The following is a 14,773-nucleotide window of genomic DNA, read 5'->3' on the forward strand; positions in this document are numbered from 1 at the left end:
CGGGCAAATTGTATGCAGACACTTTGCCAGCCCTGCTCAGGCCGCTGCAATATGGCTGATCAGCAACTGCACACTTTCGCGGCCGCGAAACTCGTTCACATCCAGCTTGTAGGCCAGTTCAACCTGCTTCACATTCGGGTTCGGCCAAAGCTCGCGGTCGATATTGAAGGCAATGGCATCGAGGGTTTGTGTAGCGCATTCGGTGCGCAGCAGCAGCTTCAGGTGCTTCTCGCCGACCAGGCGCTGCTGGATGATTTCGAAGCGGCCCTCGAACAGCGGCTCGGGAAAGTGCTGCCCCCAGGGACCGGCCTGACGCAGCGCCTGAGCCAGCGCCAGATTGAACTCCCCGGCCGCCAGCTGGCCATCGGACAACAGCCGGCCGGTCAGGTCCTCGGCGCACAGCTGACGGCTTACTTCGGCGGCAAAGGCTGCAGCAAAGGCCGTAAAGTTTTCCTGCGGCAGCGACAGGCCTGCCGCCATCGCATGCCCGCCAAACTTGCTGATCAGCCCCGGATTGGCCGCCGCCACCGCATCCAGCGCATCGCGGATATGCAGCCCCTCCACCGAGCGCGCCGAACCCTTGAGCAAACCGCCACCGGCGTCGGCAAAGGCGATCGCCGGACGGTGATAGCGTTCCTTCAGGCGCGCCGCCAGGATGCCGATCACGCCCTGATGCCAGTCCGGTTCAAACAGGCACAGGCCGAACGGCAGATCATCCAGCGCCAGGTCCTGGAGCCTGGCCAGCGCCTCGCGCTGCATGCCCTGCTCGATGGCCTTGCGGTCCTGATTCAGCTGATCGAGCTGACTGGCCATATCGCGCGCCAGCACCGGGTCTTCGCAGATCAGGCATTCGATGCCCAGACTCATGTCGTCCAGCCGTCCGGCGGCATTCAGCCGCGGGCCGAGGATAAAGCCCAGATCGGTCGAACTGATCCGCTGCGCCTCGCGGCCGGCCACTTCCAGCACCGCCTTGAGCCCGGCGCGGGCACGCCCGGCACGAATCCGCGCCAGCCCCTGATGCACCAGAATGCGATTGTTGGCATCCAGCGGCACCACATCGGCCACCGTGCCCAGCGCCACCAGATCGAGCAGCTCGGCCAGATTCGGCTCCGGCCGCTGCGCAGTGAACCAACCCAGTTCGCGCAGCCGCGCGCGCAGTGCCAGCAGTACATAGAAGATCACCCCGACACCGGCCAGCGCCTTGCTCGGAAAGGTGCAACCCGGCTGGTTCGGATTGACGATGGCCGCCGCTGCCGGCAATTCGGCGCCGGGCAGGTGGTGATCGGTGACCAGCACCGGCAATCCGGCCGCATTGGCCGCTGCCACGCCGTCGACGCTGGAGATGCCGTTGTCCACGGTAATCAGCAAATCCGGCTGGCGTTGCAAGGCCACCGCGACGATTTCCGGGGTCAGGCCGTAGCCGTATTCAAAGCGGTTAGGCACCAGGTAATCCACATGGGCCGCACCGAGCATGCGCAAACCGAGCAGGCCAACGGAGCTGGCAGTAGCACCATCGGCATCGAAATCACCGACAATCAGGATGCGTTGCTGCTGCTCCATGGCGACAACCAGCAGATCCACTGCAGCGGCAATCCCCTTGAGCTGCTGATAGGGCAGCAGCCGCGCCAGGCCTTTATCCAGCTCCGTTGCCGACTGCACACCACGCGCGGCATACAGCCGGGTCAGCAGCGGCGGCAGATCGCCGAGGTCAGGCAAGTTAGTGGGTAGCGGGCGGGCTTCGATGCGCATTACGACGAGTATCCTTATTCGTTGAAACAACGATGCAGGGTGGGCGTAGGTTGGCTTCAGCCCACCGCGGCATTGTTCAATGGTGGGCTGAAGCCCAGCCTACAGCAGCCGGTTAACACTCAATCGCGACTGCCGGCCAGCCACTGCATGGGGATTTCATGCTGGCCGCGCTCGTCGGTGACGAACAGTTCGCCGTCACTGATCATCACGCTCCAGTTCAGCGCCCGTGGTAAATCAGTGGACAGCTCGTCCAGCGCAACCTGATCAAAGGCCAGCACATTGAGGTTTTTCAGGCTGCGCACGCCATCCAGCACCCGCGTCTGCCATACGCGCAGATTGCCGTAGGCGAGCAGGGTGAATTTCTCCGTGCGCCGCGAGCACCATGTCATGCGCTCGGCATCCGGCTGGCCGACCTCGATCCAGTGCAGTACGCGCCCGTCCAGACTCTTTTCCCACAGCGCCGGCTCATCGACATCCGACAACCCGCGGCCAAAGGCCAGCTGCTCGTTATAGAACAGCGCGTAAGCCAGCAGACGCACGGCCAGGCGCTCCTCGGTTTCCGACGGGTGCCGGGCCACGGTGAAGCGCAGGTTTTCATAGACGCTGCGGTCCATATCCGTGAGGTTGAGCTCGATTTTGTAGGTGGTCGATGGCTGGGCCATGGGGACTTCTTGATCGCGGGAATGGAGCGCAAGTCTACCCGATAGGGGTGGCACAGGTTAGAGTCACGGCCATCGACCGATGGATGGACCACCCCGATGAACCTGCCCGACAAACCCCTCGCCGGACTCAAAGTGATTGAACTTGGCACCCTGATTGCCGGCCCGTTTGCCGCGCGCATCTGCGCCGAATTCGGTGCCCAGGTGATCAAGGTCGAATCGCCGGATGGCGGCGATCCGTTGCGCAAGTGGCGCAAGCTGTACGAGGGCACCTCGCTGTGGTGGTTCGTGCAGGCGCGCAACAAGCAGTCGATCACCCTCAACCTCAAGCACGCAGAGGGTCTTGAGGTGCTGAAAATGCTGCTGGCGGAAGCCGACATCCTGATCGAGAACTTCCGCCCCGGCGTGCTGGAAAAACTCGGCCTGGGCTGGGACGTGCTGCACGCGCTGAACCCGAAGCTGGTGATGGTACGTCTGTCCGGCTTCGGCCAGAGCGGGCCGATGCAGGATCAGCCAGGCTTTGGTGCGGTGGGCGAATCGATGGGCGGACTGCGTTACATCACCGGTTTTGAGGACCGTCCACCGGTGCGCACCGGCATCTCGATCGGCGATTCGATTGCCGCGCTATGGGGCGTGATCGGCGCGCTGATGGCGCTGCGCCATCGCGAGGTCAACGGTGGCCAGGGTCAGGTGGTCGATGTGGCGCTGTATGAGGCGGTGTTTGCCATGATGGAGTCGATGGTGCCGGAGTTCGATGTATTCGGTTTTATTCGCGAGCGCAGCGGCAACATCATGCCCGGCATCACCCCCTCCTCCATCCATACCTGCGCCGACGGCAAGCACATCCAGATCGGCGCCAATGGCGATGCGATCTTCCAGCGCTTTATGCGTGCCATTGATCGCTCTGACTTGGCCGATGACCCGAGCCTGACCGATAACGCCGGCCGCGACCGGCGCCGTGATGAACTCTACGGCGTGATTGAACGCTGGGTGGCCAACCTGCCGCTGGCGCAAGTCGAGGCAATCCTGAAGCAGGCAGAGGTGCCGGCCAGCCGGATTTACAGCGCCGAAGACATGTTCAAGGACCCGCAATTCCTTGCCCGCGAGATGTTCCTGCAAGCCAGATTACCCGACGGCAAGCCGTTCAGGATGCCCGGCATAGTGCCCAAGCTGTCGGACACGCCGGGCGCGGTTGAGTGGACCGGTCCGGCGCTGGGCGAGCACAACCAGCAGGTATTAAGCGCGCTTGGATACAGTCCCGAGCAGATTGCCAAAATGAAAAGCAGCGGCGCCATTTAAGCCCGCAGCCGCATAAACAACGCAGTCGTCAGCTCCAACTGCGGACTATGTGACTGCTACGTATTGGCAATAACTCGTAGGGTGGGCTTCAGCCCACCGCTACCCGGCCTGCGGGCTGTGAGTTGGTGGACTGAAGCCCACCCTGCAAAGCAGGGTCAGAACGACAAACCAGCAGCAATCAGATAGGCATCCCGGTCCCGTATCCCGTCGTAATCCGTATCAGCCCTGAACCAGGTCCGCCCGACATCAAGGAAAAACCGGCGCTGGAAAATCGTGCGCAAGGTCGCGCCAAACACCTGCCGACCTTCGACCTGAGTGGCATCCACCGAATATCCCTCGACATCATGACTCCAGGCAAAGCGCGGCTGGAATTCCAGTCCATAGCCCGGTAGCGGCTGGGTAAAGGTGAATAGCGCACGGTAGCCCCAGGAAAATTCAGTGGCAAAACCATCGGTCTTGCAGCCATTGGCATTCACCGTGACCTGTTCGCACACACCATTGGGACCGGTTGCCGCACCCCAATGGCTATTGCGGCCGATGCGCTCCTCATCGGTACCGGGCAGATCCGCCCACTGCCAGGCGGTTTCAACGACCAATGTCGCTTCATTCATGTTGATATCCCGGGAGATATCCATGTTGGCACCGAGCAACAGCTGGGTCCGATCCACCAGCAGGCCGTCCAGCACCGCACCCGGAGGTAGCTCGCGCATTCTCTCGGCATAGATACCCTTGTCCTGCAGGGCAAGCGCACCGGCCAGCATCTCGGGGATATTGCGCTGCACCTCAAGCCCTTCCACGTAGTTGATTTCGGCACTGAAGGCTGTCTCCCCCTCACCGGTGGCGGCAGAAATGCCGTACATCTTGATGTCCTCCTGATATTCCAGCGGAATATAGAAACCGAATGGAGGCAAGCAAGGTAAGCCCGATACCGGGGGAGCACAATTGCGCATGGTGGCAACCGGAATGGTCGCATCGTAATTGACGAAGTAGAGGCCGAATTCGGTATCCAGTGGCTCAACGAAATAGCGACTGGACAGCCCATACTGGCCGGAGCCATCCGGCTTGTTCTGATTGCTCAGCGTCGCCACAGTCGCATTCCGCAGAGCCGGAGTATTCAACTGCTCATAATCTGTGTAGTTGAGTGCCGAGGTGCCCAACAGACAGCTGCTATCGAGCATCAGATCGGTGCTGACAAATGAACCGCATGGTGGAAAACGTGAAGATTCCCAGTCGAGGGCATAAAAAGCCTCAAGGCTGACGCCGTTGTCGGTAATCAGGTTGGTGTAGATGCGGTTTACCGGCACCAGGGCGTCATCCTGACGCAATCCGGCACGGCCCAGTGCAGAAAAATTGAGCGGATTGAAACCGTTGATGCCGATAAACAGCAGGCTCTCGCCCCAGTTGATTGACTGCTTGCCCAGGCGCGCACTCAGGCGATTTTCACCAATATCCCAGTTACCGTAGACGTACATATCCAGCAGTTCATAACCGGAAAACTGGTTGTAATCATAGAAGTCACTGTCGTCCATCTTGGCGTTTGGCTGATAGTTATTGGGGATATGGCCATGCGGAACATTCTTGTTCTCCCCGGCATAGTCATACCAGGAACGCATCTTGCCGTAGACCCCGTACTTGTCCTGGTAGCGCAGCTCCAGATCGGTGGTATAGACCAGCGGGGCGCTGACCAGGTCACCTTTCTGATAGTTCAGGTTACCGTCATCGCCGGTAGATACGGCGCCGTGGGCGCCCGGGTATTCGGGTGCGTTATTGAAACCGACCAGTTGCTTGTCGGCATCGCGGGCACGAAAGGCTGCCGCTACCACCAGACTGTTGTTCCATACGCCGACGATGTCGTCGTTCACCACAAACGGCAACGCCTGAACCTGTATTGCCTGCAGGACAGCAGTCAGCCCGGCAAGCAGCATTGCCAGATTCAGGCGGACGCGGGAGGAGGTCTTGTTGTTATGCATGCTTGCTCCCTAGCGCGTGCCGAGACGGCGCAAATTGACCGGCAGGAAGTCATTGATCTCGCCGATCCGGCCCCACTCGCGCGGACGCTTGCTTTCGTTGTCCAGGTCGCTGGCCAGGTAGGCGTGCGCCTTCAGATCGTAATGCACCATGGCCCGGTACCAGGGCACTTGTACATCGTAGAACTGCATCGCAGGGTGATCACCAAAGCGCCAAAGTTGCCCGTCGCTGTCGTAATCAAGCTCCATCGATACCTGCCAGGTATCTTCATCCAGATAGAAAATCCGCCGCGGGTAACGATGGTGTTCGCCCGGGCGCAAAGTCGCCTCGATCACCCACACCCGGTGCAACTCGTAACGCAGCAAATCCGGATTGAGGTGGCCGGGCTTGAGGATATCGGTGTACTTGAGACTCTTCGAACTGAGCTTGTAGCTGTTGTAGGGAATGTACATTTCGCGCTTGCCCAGCAGCTTCCAGTCGTACAGATCCGGCGCCCCGTTCCAGCCATCGTACTGATCGGAAGTACGCAAGCCCTGGGTACGCCTGTCGATATTGTCGTAAGCCAGACTCGGCTCACGCACGACGCGGCGCACCACTGTCTTGTAACTCCAGGTCTGGCGACTTTTCGCCACCGGGTTGATCGGTTCCCAGACCAGCGTCAATTGCCCTTCGATACTCGCCGGAGACAGGTAAAGAGCATAGAAGTTGGCCAGCCGGTTGGGCCGCGACTCCTTCATATAGCCCTTCTGGTCAAAGGCAATCGCATCGATCACCCGCACAGTGAAATAGCGCCCCTTGCGGTCAACCGGAAACCAGCTGTACTCACGTATCACTGAACCGCCCTTCCAGCGCAGAACGTGATTCCACATCATCTGCAGCGGGTCCCGGGTAATCGGGAAAGGTACCGAGGTCTTGCCCACGTCCAGCAGACTGTAGCCTTCGGTACGCGCAATGGGCGCCTGGATCTTTATCTCCTCTACCACCTTGGCGGGCCAACTGGCACTGCGCCGGGTCGGGTAGACATTCATCAGGTAGGTTTCCGGAAACTCCTTGAACAGCGCGCGATGGCCATCCGTCAGCTGCTCGGCATACTGATCGGCATTCTCTGCAGTGATGGTGAACAGCACCGGGTCGGCAGCATAGGGATCGACATAACCGACCTTTTCATCCATCGGCTGCGCTGGCAGCCCGCCGGTCCAGGCCGGGATGCTGCCATCGGCATTGCCGGCACGCTCGGCACCCACCGGCGTCAGATCACCATCCAGCCGGGCAACCTGGTCGGCACTCAACCCGGCCAGCGACAACGAGGAATAAAGGAATGTGCAACCCAGCAGGACAGCCAGCATCGAAGGATGGTTCATGGGAGGTATTCCCTGGAGGGCAACCGAGGTGCCGCAGAAGGTGCGCTGAAATAAGTCGTCACATTAATGTAGTTGATTACACATTTTAAGCAACGCGGATTCCGGACCTTTCACCTGTCCGGCCACCCTGTGCGGACAAAGAAATGCACGCAAAGCCGCGCCCGGCAACAACTGCTGACCGCCGATCGACGTCAGCTTGAATACGGACCGCTGCGGGCAAAAAACCCGCAATTTACTGGCCGTACCGGGCAAGCAGGACACCAGCGCCCTTCAGGGAGTATCCATCAGCAACTTGGCCACAGCCGCATAGGCTGGCAGCGAAGTCGGATCGATAACCGCGTTGGCCGCCACCGGGAAGGAGGCGAAGCGCGCAATCACCATCTCGGCCCTGGGATCGACGTAAATGGTTTGTCCATGAATGCCGCGCGCAGCAAACACCCCGTGCGCGTTGTGCGATACCCACCACATGTCGCGGTAGCTCCAGTTCGGCAGGGTCTGGTAACCGGCCTTGGCGAAGTCCGCCTGACTGGCGCCCTTGCGGATATCCGCCACTACAGCTTCGGGAATGATCTGCTGACCATTGAAGCGGCCGTTCAGACGCATGGTCTCGCCAAAGCGCGCCATGTCACGCAGGCCGGCGTTGAAACCACCACCGGCAAATCCGGTGCCGACTTCGTCGAGTATCAGATAAGCACTCTGCTCGGCCCCCAGCTTGTTCCAGATGCGCGTCTGCAGCAGTTCGGCAACCGACTGGCCGGTGGCCCGCTGTACGATCCAGGCCAGCACATCACTGTTCACCGTCTTGTAGGCGAACGCCTGGCCATGCTGGCCTTCGGGCTGGACCTTTTGCAGAAAGGCATACAGCGAAGTGGCGCCGTCATAGCCCTGCGGGCGCGGCAGAATATGCCCCGAGCGGGCGTACTCCCAGATTTCCGCCTTGGGGTCGGCATAGTTCTCCGAATAGCGGATGCCTGTAGTCATATCCAGGATCTGGCGCACCGTGGCATTGCCGAAACCGCTGTCTTTCAGCTCCGGCACGTAGTGGCTGACACTGGCCTGGGGATCGAGCACTCCCTCGTCCACCAGCATCGCCCCGAGCGTGCCGACAAACGACTTGGTCACCGACATCGCCATGTGTTGTCCCTGCGCATCCAGCGCACCGAAGTAGCGCTCATACACCAGCTTGCCGCGGTGCAGGATGACAATGCCATCGGTGTAGTTGGCCGCCAGTGACTGCTCCCAGGTCATCGGCTGATCACTACCAAGCGGCAGGAAAGTCAGGCTGTCGATGTCCTTGCGCTCGGCTCTGAGCAAGGGCGCTACCGGCCCCTCGCCTCGCGCCACATTCGCCGTCGGCAATATTTCCCGCGCATGGGAAAAGGCCCAGCGCAATTGCGGGAACTGCAGGTAGTTACTGAAGTTCACCACTTTGTCGGGTGCCGGTGGAAAGCCCTGCATCAGGCCCAGCACAACCGGATCACTGGCATGGGCATCCGGGAATGCGGGTAGCGCCATGGCAGTCGGAGCGGACATTGCAAGCAGGCAGGCAGTGAGCAGAACAGATTTTTTGCTGGTCGGATTCGCCATAAGGTGTGATTTCCCGATCGGATGAAGTCTCAAGCAGACACTTAAGCACATGGCACCGACCTGCGCAGGCAATCACTTCAGCCATTGGCTGGTACCGGCATTCGCGATGGCATCCGACAAGGATCGAAACAGTTGTTCAGGGATAAACACCTTGCAATATCATTACTAGACTATATTCTTGTACATGTCTTGTATAGGTATTCAAATGAACAGTGTCGAACTTCCGGTAACCCTTTTTGTAGATGGTTCCTGCCCCCTTTGCGCCAGGGAAGTCCGCCTGCTCAAACGACACGCGCCTCCTGAACGCCTGCAACTAATTGACATCAGCGCTGCCGGTTTCACCCCCGAGCAACAAGGCCCCGACCTGTACCAACTGCAAAATTGCCTGCACGCCCGCACCACCAGCGGTGAATGGCACACCGGCATAGACGCCACCCTGTATAGCTGGCGGGCCGCCGGCCTCGGCCTCTGGGTCGCGCCGCTGGCCATCAGACCTTTGCGTCCTTTGTGGCGTGCTCTTTACTCGCTATTTGTCTGGCTCAAGCCACATCTGGCCTGGTTACCCCACCCTGAAGGCAAGGTGCGCTGCAGCAAGCAGTGCATGGGGGGCGAAGAATATTCACCGCCACCGGCAAGGCATCCCCGATGAGCACATGGCGCAACATAGCCGGTAGCCTGCTGATGCTGCTGTGCCTGGGCAGCATGGTTGTTCAGGCCAGCTGGCGGACAGAGGTTCCGGACGCCCGGGTGATCGGTCAGGGAGAACTGAGCCTGTTCGGTTTTCGTATCTACAGCGCACGGCTGCTTGGCCCGGCTGCACAGTTCGACCCGGAAAAACCTTACGCCCTGGAGCTGACCTATCACCGCGCCATCAGCCGTGACGACCTGGTAGAAGTCAGCCTTGAACAGATCACTCGCCAGACGGGCATAAACGCCAGCCCCGAACAACTTCGACAATGGCAGAGCGAAATGTACAAAGCTTTTGTCGATGTGGATTCCGGGCAGCAGATTACCGGCGTATTCCTGCCGGGGCAGGGCTGCCGGTTCTATGTTGGTGAGCGCTTGCAGCACGCCATAGCCGACCCGCTGTTTGCCCGGGCGTTCTTCGCCATCTGGCTCGGAACGGATACCAGTGAACCGGAATTGCGCGAGCAGCTGCTCGGCATTCGCTAGTCACTCACTGCGCTGCCAGGTCACAAGCCATCCAGGATACCTGCCATGAAAACCCTGCTTACCCTGATCCTTTGCAGCCTGCTGATGGCCTGCAGCCATGCCCAGGTCGAGGACTATCGCGATCAGCAACCAGCACTGGACCTGCGTGAATATTTCACTGGCCGCACCGACGCCTGGGGCATGTTCCAGGATCGTTCGGGCAAAGTGATCAAGCGTTTCCATGTGCTGATTGAAGGGCGAATGGAAGGAGCCCAACTGGTACTCGACGAGCACTTTACCTACAGCGACGGCAGTACCCGGCAACGCATCTGGAGACTGCGTGAAATCAGCCCCGGGCAGTGGCGTGGCAGCGCCGGTGATGTGCTCGGCGAGGCCATCGGCGAAGTAGCAGGCAACGCCCTGCGCTGGCGCTACGATCTGCTGCTACCGGTAGACGGCAGTGTCTACCAGGTACATTTCGACGACTGGATGTACCTGCTGGACGCGCAGACCCTGATCAATCGTTCCTTCATGAGCAAACTCGGCGTGGAGCTGGGCCAGGTAACCCTGTTCTTTCGCAAGCAGGACTGAGCGATGCTGAAAAGCAAAACTAGGGCTTGACCTTGACCGGCTGGTTACCACCACGCCTTGGTGCAGCCTTGGTGGGACTGGCTTTTTTTTGCGCCTGCGCCGCTGCAGGCAGTTTTTTCGCCGCACCCGGTTTGGCCGCAGTTGCCGGCCTTACGGTTTTGGGCTGAACCTTGGCGCTGGAAGTTTTACCGACAGCACTCTTGCGTCTGGTAGCTGTGACGCTCGCCTTTGAACGATCTGCCAGCCAGTCAGCCGAACTTTTCCAGACATGCTCGCGTGCCTTGCTGCCGAGAATCACGCCCATGTGACCACCCGGAGCAACCTCGAAAGACTTGTCGGCAGAGGACACCAGACCGATGATCGCCTTGGCTGTCGAGGGCGATACCAGCGCATCCGTCTTGCCGGCAAACACGTACAGTGGTGCCTGGATATTGGCAAAGCGAGAGATCTTGTTGCCCAGCCGGATTTCGCCCTTGGCCAGTTTGTTGCCCACCGTCACCCGCACCAGCATGTCCTGAACGACGCCGGCCGGGTAAGCCAGCATGTTGTTCAGGTAGTCGGCTGTGGTCGAGTGATTGACCACGAACTCGCGATCCCACAGGCGCATCAGCAGGTCCCAATAGGTGGTCACACTGCCGACCGGGTCGGTCATTTTGAACATGACCGTGGTCATCCAGCCGGGTACATGCATCTTTTGCGGATCGACGTTGAGCAAGCGGAAGTCGCTGACCTTGCGCATCATCTTCGCCGGGGTATTGATCACTCGCCCCATGCTGGCAATCACACCGCTGCCCTGACGGGTGTCAATCGGGCTGGCAACCGTCACTATGTTGGCAATCCTTGCGTCGCGTTTGAGTCCGGCCTGCATCAGGCTGAGCAACCCGCCCATACACCAGCCCATCAACGAAACCTGTTTCGCGTCACTGTGTTCAAGCACCGCCTGAATCGCTTCGTTCATCATGCGATCGGCATAGTCCTGCAGGCGCAAGCTGGCATGTGCGCGGGTCGGCGTGCCCCAGTCGATCATGTATACCTTGAAGCCACGCGCCGCCATGTAGCGCACCAGACTGCGGTTCGGCATCAGATCGAAGGTATCGGCAATCACGCCCAGTGGCGGTACCAGCAACAGCGGAATCTGATGGCTTTCCAGACTGATCGGCAAACTGCTGCCGTCGGCAAAATCTATCTTCCCATCGGTACGCAGATCGTAGTGGCGCACCTTCATCAGGTCGCCGACATGCACGTACTCGAACCAGGTCAACCCTGACTTGACCAGTTCGCCACGACGAAACAGCCAGTCAAAACCATTCACCGCCGAGGCGGCAAAACGTTCATTGAGCAGCAATCCATTGTGCAGCAGTTGCTGTAGCAGTTTGTTCACGTTGAACTCCTGATGTGTTCGCAGAGCCCGGGCCGATGACTACAGTGTAGCCGGCACAAAGCCGTGTCTCAGTCGAGCAGGGTGCAGGCCATTACCAGCGCATCTTCGCGGCCACCGACTGCCGGGTAATAATCGCGGCGCCGGCCGATTTCATTGAAACCATAGCGCTCGTAGAGCCTGTAGGCTGAACTGTTACTGGCGCGCACTTCAAGAAAGCACTCGCCGGCTCCCAGTTCGCCGGCTCGCCGCATCAGGTGTTCCAGCAGCCGCAAGCCGAGACCGCGGCCCTGGCTCTCCGGCTTGACGGTGATATTGAGCAGATGGGCTTCATCAAGGATCAGCTGGATCACGCCATGGCCGACCTGCTGACTGCCTTCGAACATCAGCCAGCAATCGTAGGACTGCAGCCCGTCGAGAAAAATCCCGCGGGTCCAGGGATGACTGTAGGCGGCATATTCGACTTTCAGAACCTGCTCGATATCCTCCGCCGTCATCTTCCGGAAGGAAAGCGCATCAGACATCGACAGGCTTCCAGCGCTGCATCAGCCGGCGCATCGCCTGCCAGAGCGGCGCCTTGCGGTGCGGCTCCTCCATGAGCAACTCAAGCCCCGGAACAGCCCAGGCCGGACCGACGCCCTCGACCTGCAACTCACGGTTGTACATGTCGGCTTCCACCTCGCCGGCATGCCGCAGCGCCGGCAAGCCTACCAGCCACAGACAGGCACAACCCTGCCCGCCTTCAATCTGCGCCGCAAGAAAGCCTTGCAGGAACTCCCGCGCGGCCGCCGGGCCCTGATCCAGATTGCCACCGGCCAGCAAGGGCCAGCGCACCGGCTCACCCAACAATTGCGGGCTGTCGGGCAAACCGGCAGCGCGCAGCAAATCCTTGAGCAAAAGATACGCCGGATCGCGACTCTGGAAGGCCTCGCCGGTCGGCAACTCGATCAACAGCAGACAGGCACCGGCGCGATACAACTGCAGGCTGAAACGCGGCACAGCAACTGGTGGCACCCGCGTGGCCACTGCCGCAGGCGCTTCAACCGGCACTTGCGCTGCTGCTTTCTCCGCCTGGCCGGCAGGTTCCAGACCGGCACGCACCTGCTGTATTGCACTGGCCGGCGGGACAGCAGCCACAGTTGCCGCTGCTTCGGCACGGGGACTCGCAACCGTCAGCGCGGCTTGCCCGACCACCTGCACAATGGCCGGGCGTGAAGCGGCGGCAAACGGCAACACCTGTGCCGGCAGCCAGCTATCAACCTGCATGGCACTCAGGTAGGCGCGTCGGCGTAGCTCGCTGGTCAAACGCTGGCTACCTGCGGGTGCGCCTTGTTGCCGCCCGCCTGCATCAGGTTCAGGGCATTGATATAGGCCTTGGCCGAAGCCACCAGAATATCGGTGTCGGCACCGTTGCCATTGACGATGCGCCCGCCCTTCTCCAGCCGTACAGTTACCTCGCCCTGGGAATCAGTACCTTCAGTGATAGCATTCACCGAATACAGCTGCAGGCTCGCAGCCGAACCGGCAATCGATTCGATGGCCTTGAAACTGGCGTCCACCGGACCGGAACCCTGCGCTCTGGCGCTGTGCTCGTGACCTGCCACGTTGAGCACGATGCGCGCTTCCGGCACTTCGCCGGTCTTGCTCGCGACTTCCAGGCAGACCAGCTTGTAGTGCTCCGGCGCTTCCTCGGCCAGGGTGTCGGTAACCAGCGCCTGCAGATCTTCGTCAAAAATTTCATGTTTCTTGTCGGCCAGTTCCTTGAAGCGGGTAAATGCCGCGTTCAATTCGGCATCACTGGCCAGCTGGATACCCAATTCTTCCAGACGCGCACGGAATGCCGCCCGCCCGGAGTGCTTGCCCATGACCATCTTGTTGGCATTCCAGCCGACCGACTCGGCGGACATGATTTCGTAGGTTTCGCGATGTTTGAGCACGCCGTCCTGGTGAATGCCGGACTCGTGGGCAAACGCGTTGGCACCGACAATCGCCTTGTTCGGCTGTACCGGAAAGCCGGTAATTCCCGAAACCAGCCGCGAGGCGCTGAGAATGTGCGTGGTATCGATATTGGTGTGTACGCCGAGCAGGTCCTGACGGGTCTTGATCGCCATGACGATCTCCTCCAGCGCGGCGTTGCCGGCACGCTCGCCGAGACCGTTGATGGTGCATTCCACCTGCCGCGCACCGGTCACCACCGCCGCCAGTGAATTGGCCACAGCCAGCCCAAGGTCGTTATGGCAGTGCACCGAGAACACCGCTTTGTGTGCGTTGGGGATGCGCTCCAGCAGCAGGCGTATGGTCTCGGCGTACTGGTGGGGAATGGCATAGCCGACGGTATCGGGGATATTGATGGTGCGCGCACCGGCATCAATCGCCGCTTCGATAATGCGGCAGAGAAAATCGATTTCCGAGCGTCCGGCGTCCTCGCAGGAGAATTCAACATCGGCGCACAGGTTGCGCGCGTGCTTGACCGCGTGCACCGCCTGGGTGATCACGTCATCGGGCTGCATGCGCAGCTTGTACTGCATGTGGATCGGGCTGGTGGCGATAAAAGTGTGAATACGCCCGGAGTTGGCCCCGCGCAGCGCTTCGGCGGCGCGTTCAATATCGGCATCTACCGCCCGCGACAGGCTGCACACGGTACTGTCCTTGATACTGTCGGCAATCGCCTTGACCGCGTCGAAATCTCCGGGACTGGCGATGGCAAAGCCGGCCTCGATCACATCGACACGCATGCGCTCCAGCGCCTTGGCAATGCGCAGCTTCTCTTCCTTGGTCATGGACGCGCCGGGGCTTTGCTCACCGTCACGCAGGGTGGTATCGAAGATAATGACGCGATCGTTGCTGCTCATGTACGGACTCCTTGCTGCCCGCCGCCGGGAGCGGCGAGCCTGAAATGTCGGCAAACGCCCAACGGCGCCTGTCTGATGATGAATTGTGGCGTGAATCGCTTCCGGCTGAAAGTCCAACAGGCCATTTCGTCTACTGGCCGGTCATTTGCGGCCCATTCCGGTACAATTACCGGCTTT

General features: G+C 60.3%; 13 protein-coding genes. 4 read left to right on the top strand and 9 right to left on the bottom strand.

Going from position 1 to position 14,773, the window contains the following annotated elements; genetic code table 11:
* Nucleotides 1–36: 36 nt before the first annotated feature.
* Nucleotides 37–1,749, bottom strand: coding sequence for a single-stranded-DNA-specific exonuclease RecJ (gene recJ, locus BLT89_RS12610; protein WP_090195937.1), 1,713 nt, complete (start codon nucleotides 1,747–1,749; stop codon nucleotides 37–39).
* A gap of 119 nt (nucleotides 1,750–1,868) precedes the next feature.
* Complete coding sequence (locus BLT89_RS12615; protein ID WP_090195941.1) at nucleotides 1,869–2,411, bottom strand: YaeQ family protein; 543 nt, start codon at nucleotides 2,409–2,411, stop codon at nucleotides 1,869–1,871.
* A gap of 96 nt (nucleotides 2,412–2,507) precedes the next feature.
* Here BLT89_RS12615 and BLT89_RS12620 point away from each other — a divergent pair, with 96 nt between their 5' ends.
* Complete coding sequence (locus BLT89_RS12620; RefSeq protein WP_090195944.1) at nucleotides 2,508–3,707, top strand: CaiB/BaiF CoA transferase family protein; 1,200 nt, start codon at nucleotides 2,508–2,510, stop codon at nucleotides 3,705–3,707.
* A 155-nt stretch (nucleotides 3,708–3,862) separates the two neighbouring features.
* Here BLT89_RS12620 and BLT89_RS12625 read toward each other — a convergent pair whose 3' ends face one another.
* The 3 genes from BLT89_RS12625 to BLT89_RS12635 form a co-directional block, all read right to left on the bottom strand.
* The gene (locus BLT89_RS12625) at nucleotides 3,863–5,677 is read right to left on the bottom strand and encodes a DUF1302 domain-containing protein (protein WP_090195947.1); all 1,815 of its coding nucleotides are present in this window, start codon (nucleotides 5,675–5,677) and stop codon (nucleotides 3,863–3,865) included.
* Between the two features lie 9 nt (nucleotides 5,678–5,686).
* Nucleotides 5,687–7,036, bottom strand: a complete 1,350-nt coding sequence (locus BLT89_RS12630; RefSeq protein ID WP_197673509.1) for a DUF1329 domain-containing protein — start codon at nucleotides 7,034–7,036, stop codon at nucleotides 5,687–5,689.
* A 270-nt stretch (nucleotides 7,037–7,306) separates the two neighbouring features.
* On the bottom strand, nucleotides 7,307–8,569 hold the full coding sequence (locus BLT89_RS12635; protein WP_231975016.1) for a serine hydrolase domain-containing protein: 1,263 nt from the start codon (nucleotides 8,567–8,569) through the stop codon (nucleotides 7,307–7,309).
* A gap of 259 nt (nucleotides 8,570–8,828) precedes the next feature.
* On the opposite strand from BLT89_RS12635, the gene BLT89_RS12640 reads away from it, so the two are divergent.
* The 3 genes from BLT89_RS12640 to BLT89_RS12650 are packed head-to-tail and all read left to right on the top strand — an operon-like array spanning nucleotide 8,829 to nucleotide 10,366.
* Entirely contained in the window at nucleotides 8,829–9,272 is a 444-nt protein-coding gene (locus BLT89_RS12640) for a thiol-disulfide oxidoreductase DCC family protein (RefSeq protein ID WP_090195953.1), read from the top strand.
* Nucleotides 9,269–9,796, top strand: coding sequence for a chalcone isomerase family protein (locus BLT89_RS12645; RefSeq protein WP_090195956.1), 528 nt, complete (start codon nucleotides 9,269–9,271; stop codon nucleotides 9,794–9,796). The genes BLT89_RS12640 and BLT89_RS12645 overlap by 4 nt, the downstream gene beginning before the upstream one ends.
* A gap of 45 nt (nucleotides 9,797–9,841) precedes the next feature.
* Nucleotides 9,842–10,366, top strand: coding sequence for a DUF3833 domain-containing protein (locus BLT89_RS12650; RefSeq protein WP_090195958.1), 525 nt, complete (start codon nucleotides 9,842–9,844; stop codon nucleotides 10,364–10,366).
* 19 nt (nucleotides 10,367–10,385) lie between these two features.
* On the opposite strand, the gene BLT89_RS12655 is transcribed toward BLT89_RS12650, so the two are convergent.
* From BLT89_RS12655 to BLT89_RS12670, 4 genes are all read right to left on the bottom strand, one after another.
* Entirely contained in the window at nucleotides 10,386–11,747 is a 1,362-nt protein-coding gene (locus BLT89_RS12655; protein WP_090195961.1) for an alpha/beta fold hydrolase, read from the bottom strand.
* Nucleotides 11,748–11,815: 68 nt separating this feature from the next.
* Nucleotides 11,816–12,268, bottom strand: a complete 453-nt coding sequence (rimI, locus tag BLT89_RS12660) for a ribosomal protein S18-alanine N-acetyltransferase (protein ID WP_090195964.1) — start codon at nucleotides 12,266–12,268, stop codon at nucleotides 11,816–11,818.
* The gene (locus BLT89_RS12665) at nucleotides 12,261–13,049 is read right to left on the bottom strand and encodes an energy transducer TonB (protein WP_090195967.1); all 789 of its coding nucleotides are present in this window, start codon (nucleotides 13,047–13,049) and stop codon (nucleotides 12,261–12,263) included. Before BLT89_RS12665 ends, rimI begins: the two co-directional genes overlap by 8 nt.
* A complete protein-coding gene (locus BLT89_RS12670; RefSeq protein WP_090195970.1) occupies nucleotides 13,046–14,596 on the bottom strand; it encodes a 2-isopropylmalate synthase in 1,551 nt (516 codons plus the stop codon). The genes BLT89_RS12665 and BLT89_RS12670 overlap by 4 nt, the downstream gene beginning before the upstream one ends.
* Nucleotides 14,597–14,773 lie beyond the last annotated feature (177 nt).

Origin of the sequence: Pseudomonas pohangensis (assembly GCF_900105995.1) — a bacterium.
GTDB lineage: Bacteria > Pseudomonadota > Gammaproteobacteria > Pseudomonadales > Pseudomonadaceae > Aquipseudomonas > Aquipseudomonas pohangensis.

What these genes read in the sequence shown, in the direction of transcription:
- recJ (WP_090195937.1), bottom strand. Translation starts at nt 1,749, where the DNA reads ATGCGCATCGAAGCCCGCCCGCTACCCACTAACTTGCCTGACCTCGGC.
- BLT89_RS12615 (WP_090195941.1), bottom strand. Translation starts at nt 2,411, where the DNA reads ATGGCCCAGCCATCGACCACCTACAAAATCGAGCTCAACCTCACGGAT.
- BLT89_RS12620 (WP_090195944.1), top strand. Translation starts at nt 2,508, where the DNA reads ATGAACCTGCCCGACAAACCCCTCGCCGGACTCAAAGTGATTGAACTT.
- BLT89_RS12625 (WP_090195947.1), bottom strand. Translation starts at nt 5,677, where the DNA reads ATGCATAACAACAAGACCTCCTCCCGCGTCCGCCTGAATCTGGCAATG.
- BLT89_RS12630 (WP_197673509.1), bottom strand. Translation starts at nt 7,036, where the DNA reads ATGAACCATCCTTCGATGCTGGCTGTCCTGCTGGGTTGCACATTCCTT.
- BLT89_RS12635 (WP_231975016.1), bottom strand. Translation starts at nt 8,569, where the DNA reads ATGTCCGCTCCGACTGCCATGGCGCTACCCGCATTCCCGGATGCCCAT.
- BLT89_RS12640 (WP_090195953.1), top strand. Translation starts at nt 8,829, where the DNA reads ATGAACAGTGTCGAACTTCCGGTAACCCTTTTTGTAGATGGTTCCTGC.
- BLT89_RS12645 (WP_090195956.1), top strand. Translation starts at nt 9,269, where the DNA reads ATGAGCACATGGCGCAACATAGCCGGTAGCCTGCTGATGCTGCTGTGC.
- BLT89_RS12650 (WP_090195958.1), top strand. Translation starts at nt 9,842, where the DNA reads ATGAAAACCCTGCTTACCCTGATCCTTTGCAGCCTGCTGATGGCCTGC.
- rimI (WP_090195964.1), bottom strand. Translation starts at nt 12,268, where the DNA reads ATGTCTGATGCGCTTTCCTTCCGGAAGATGACGGCGGAGGATATCGAG.
- BLT89_RS12670 (WP_090195970.1), bottom strand. Translation starts at nt 14,596, where the DNA reads ATGAGCAGCAACGATCGCGTCATTATCTTCGATACCACCCTGCGTGAC.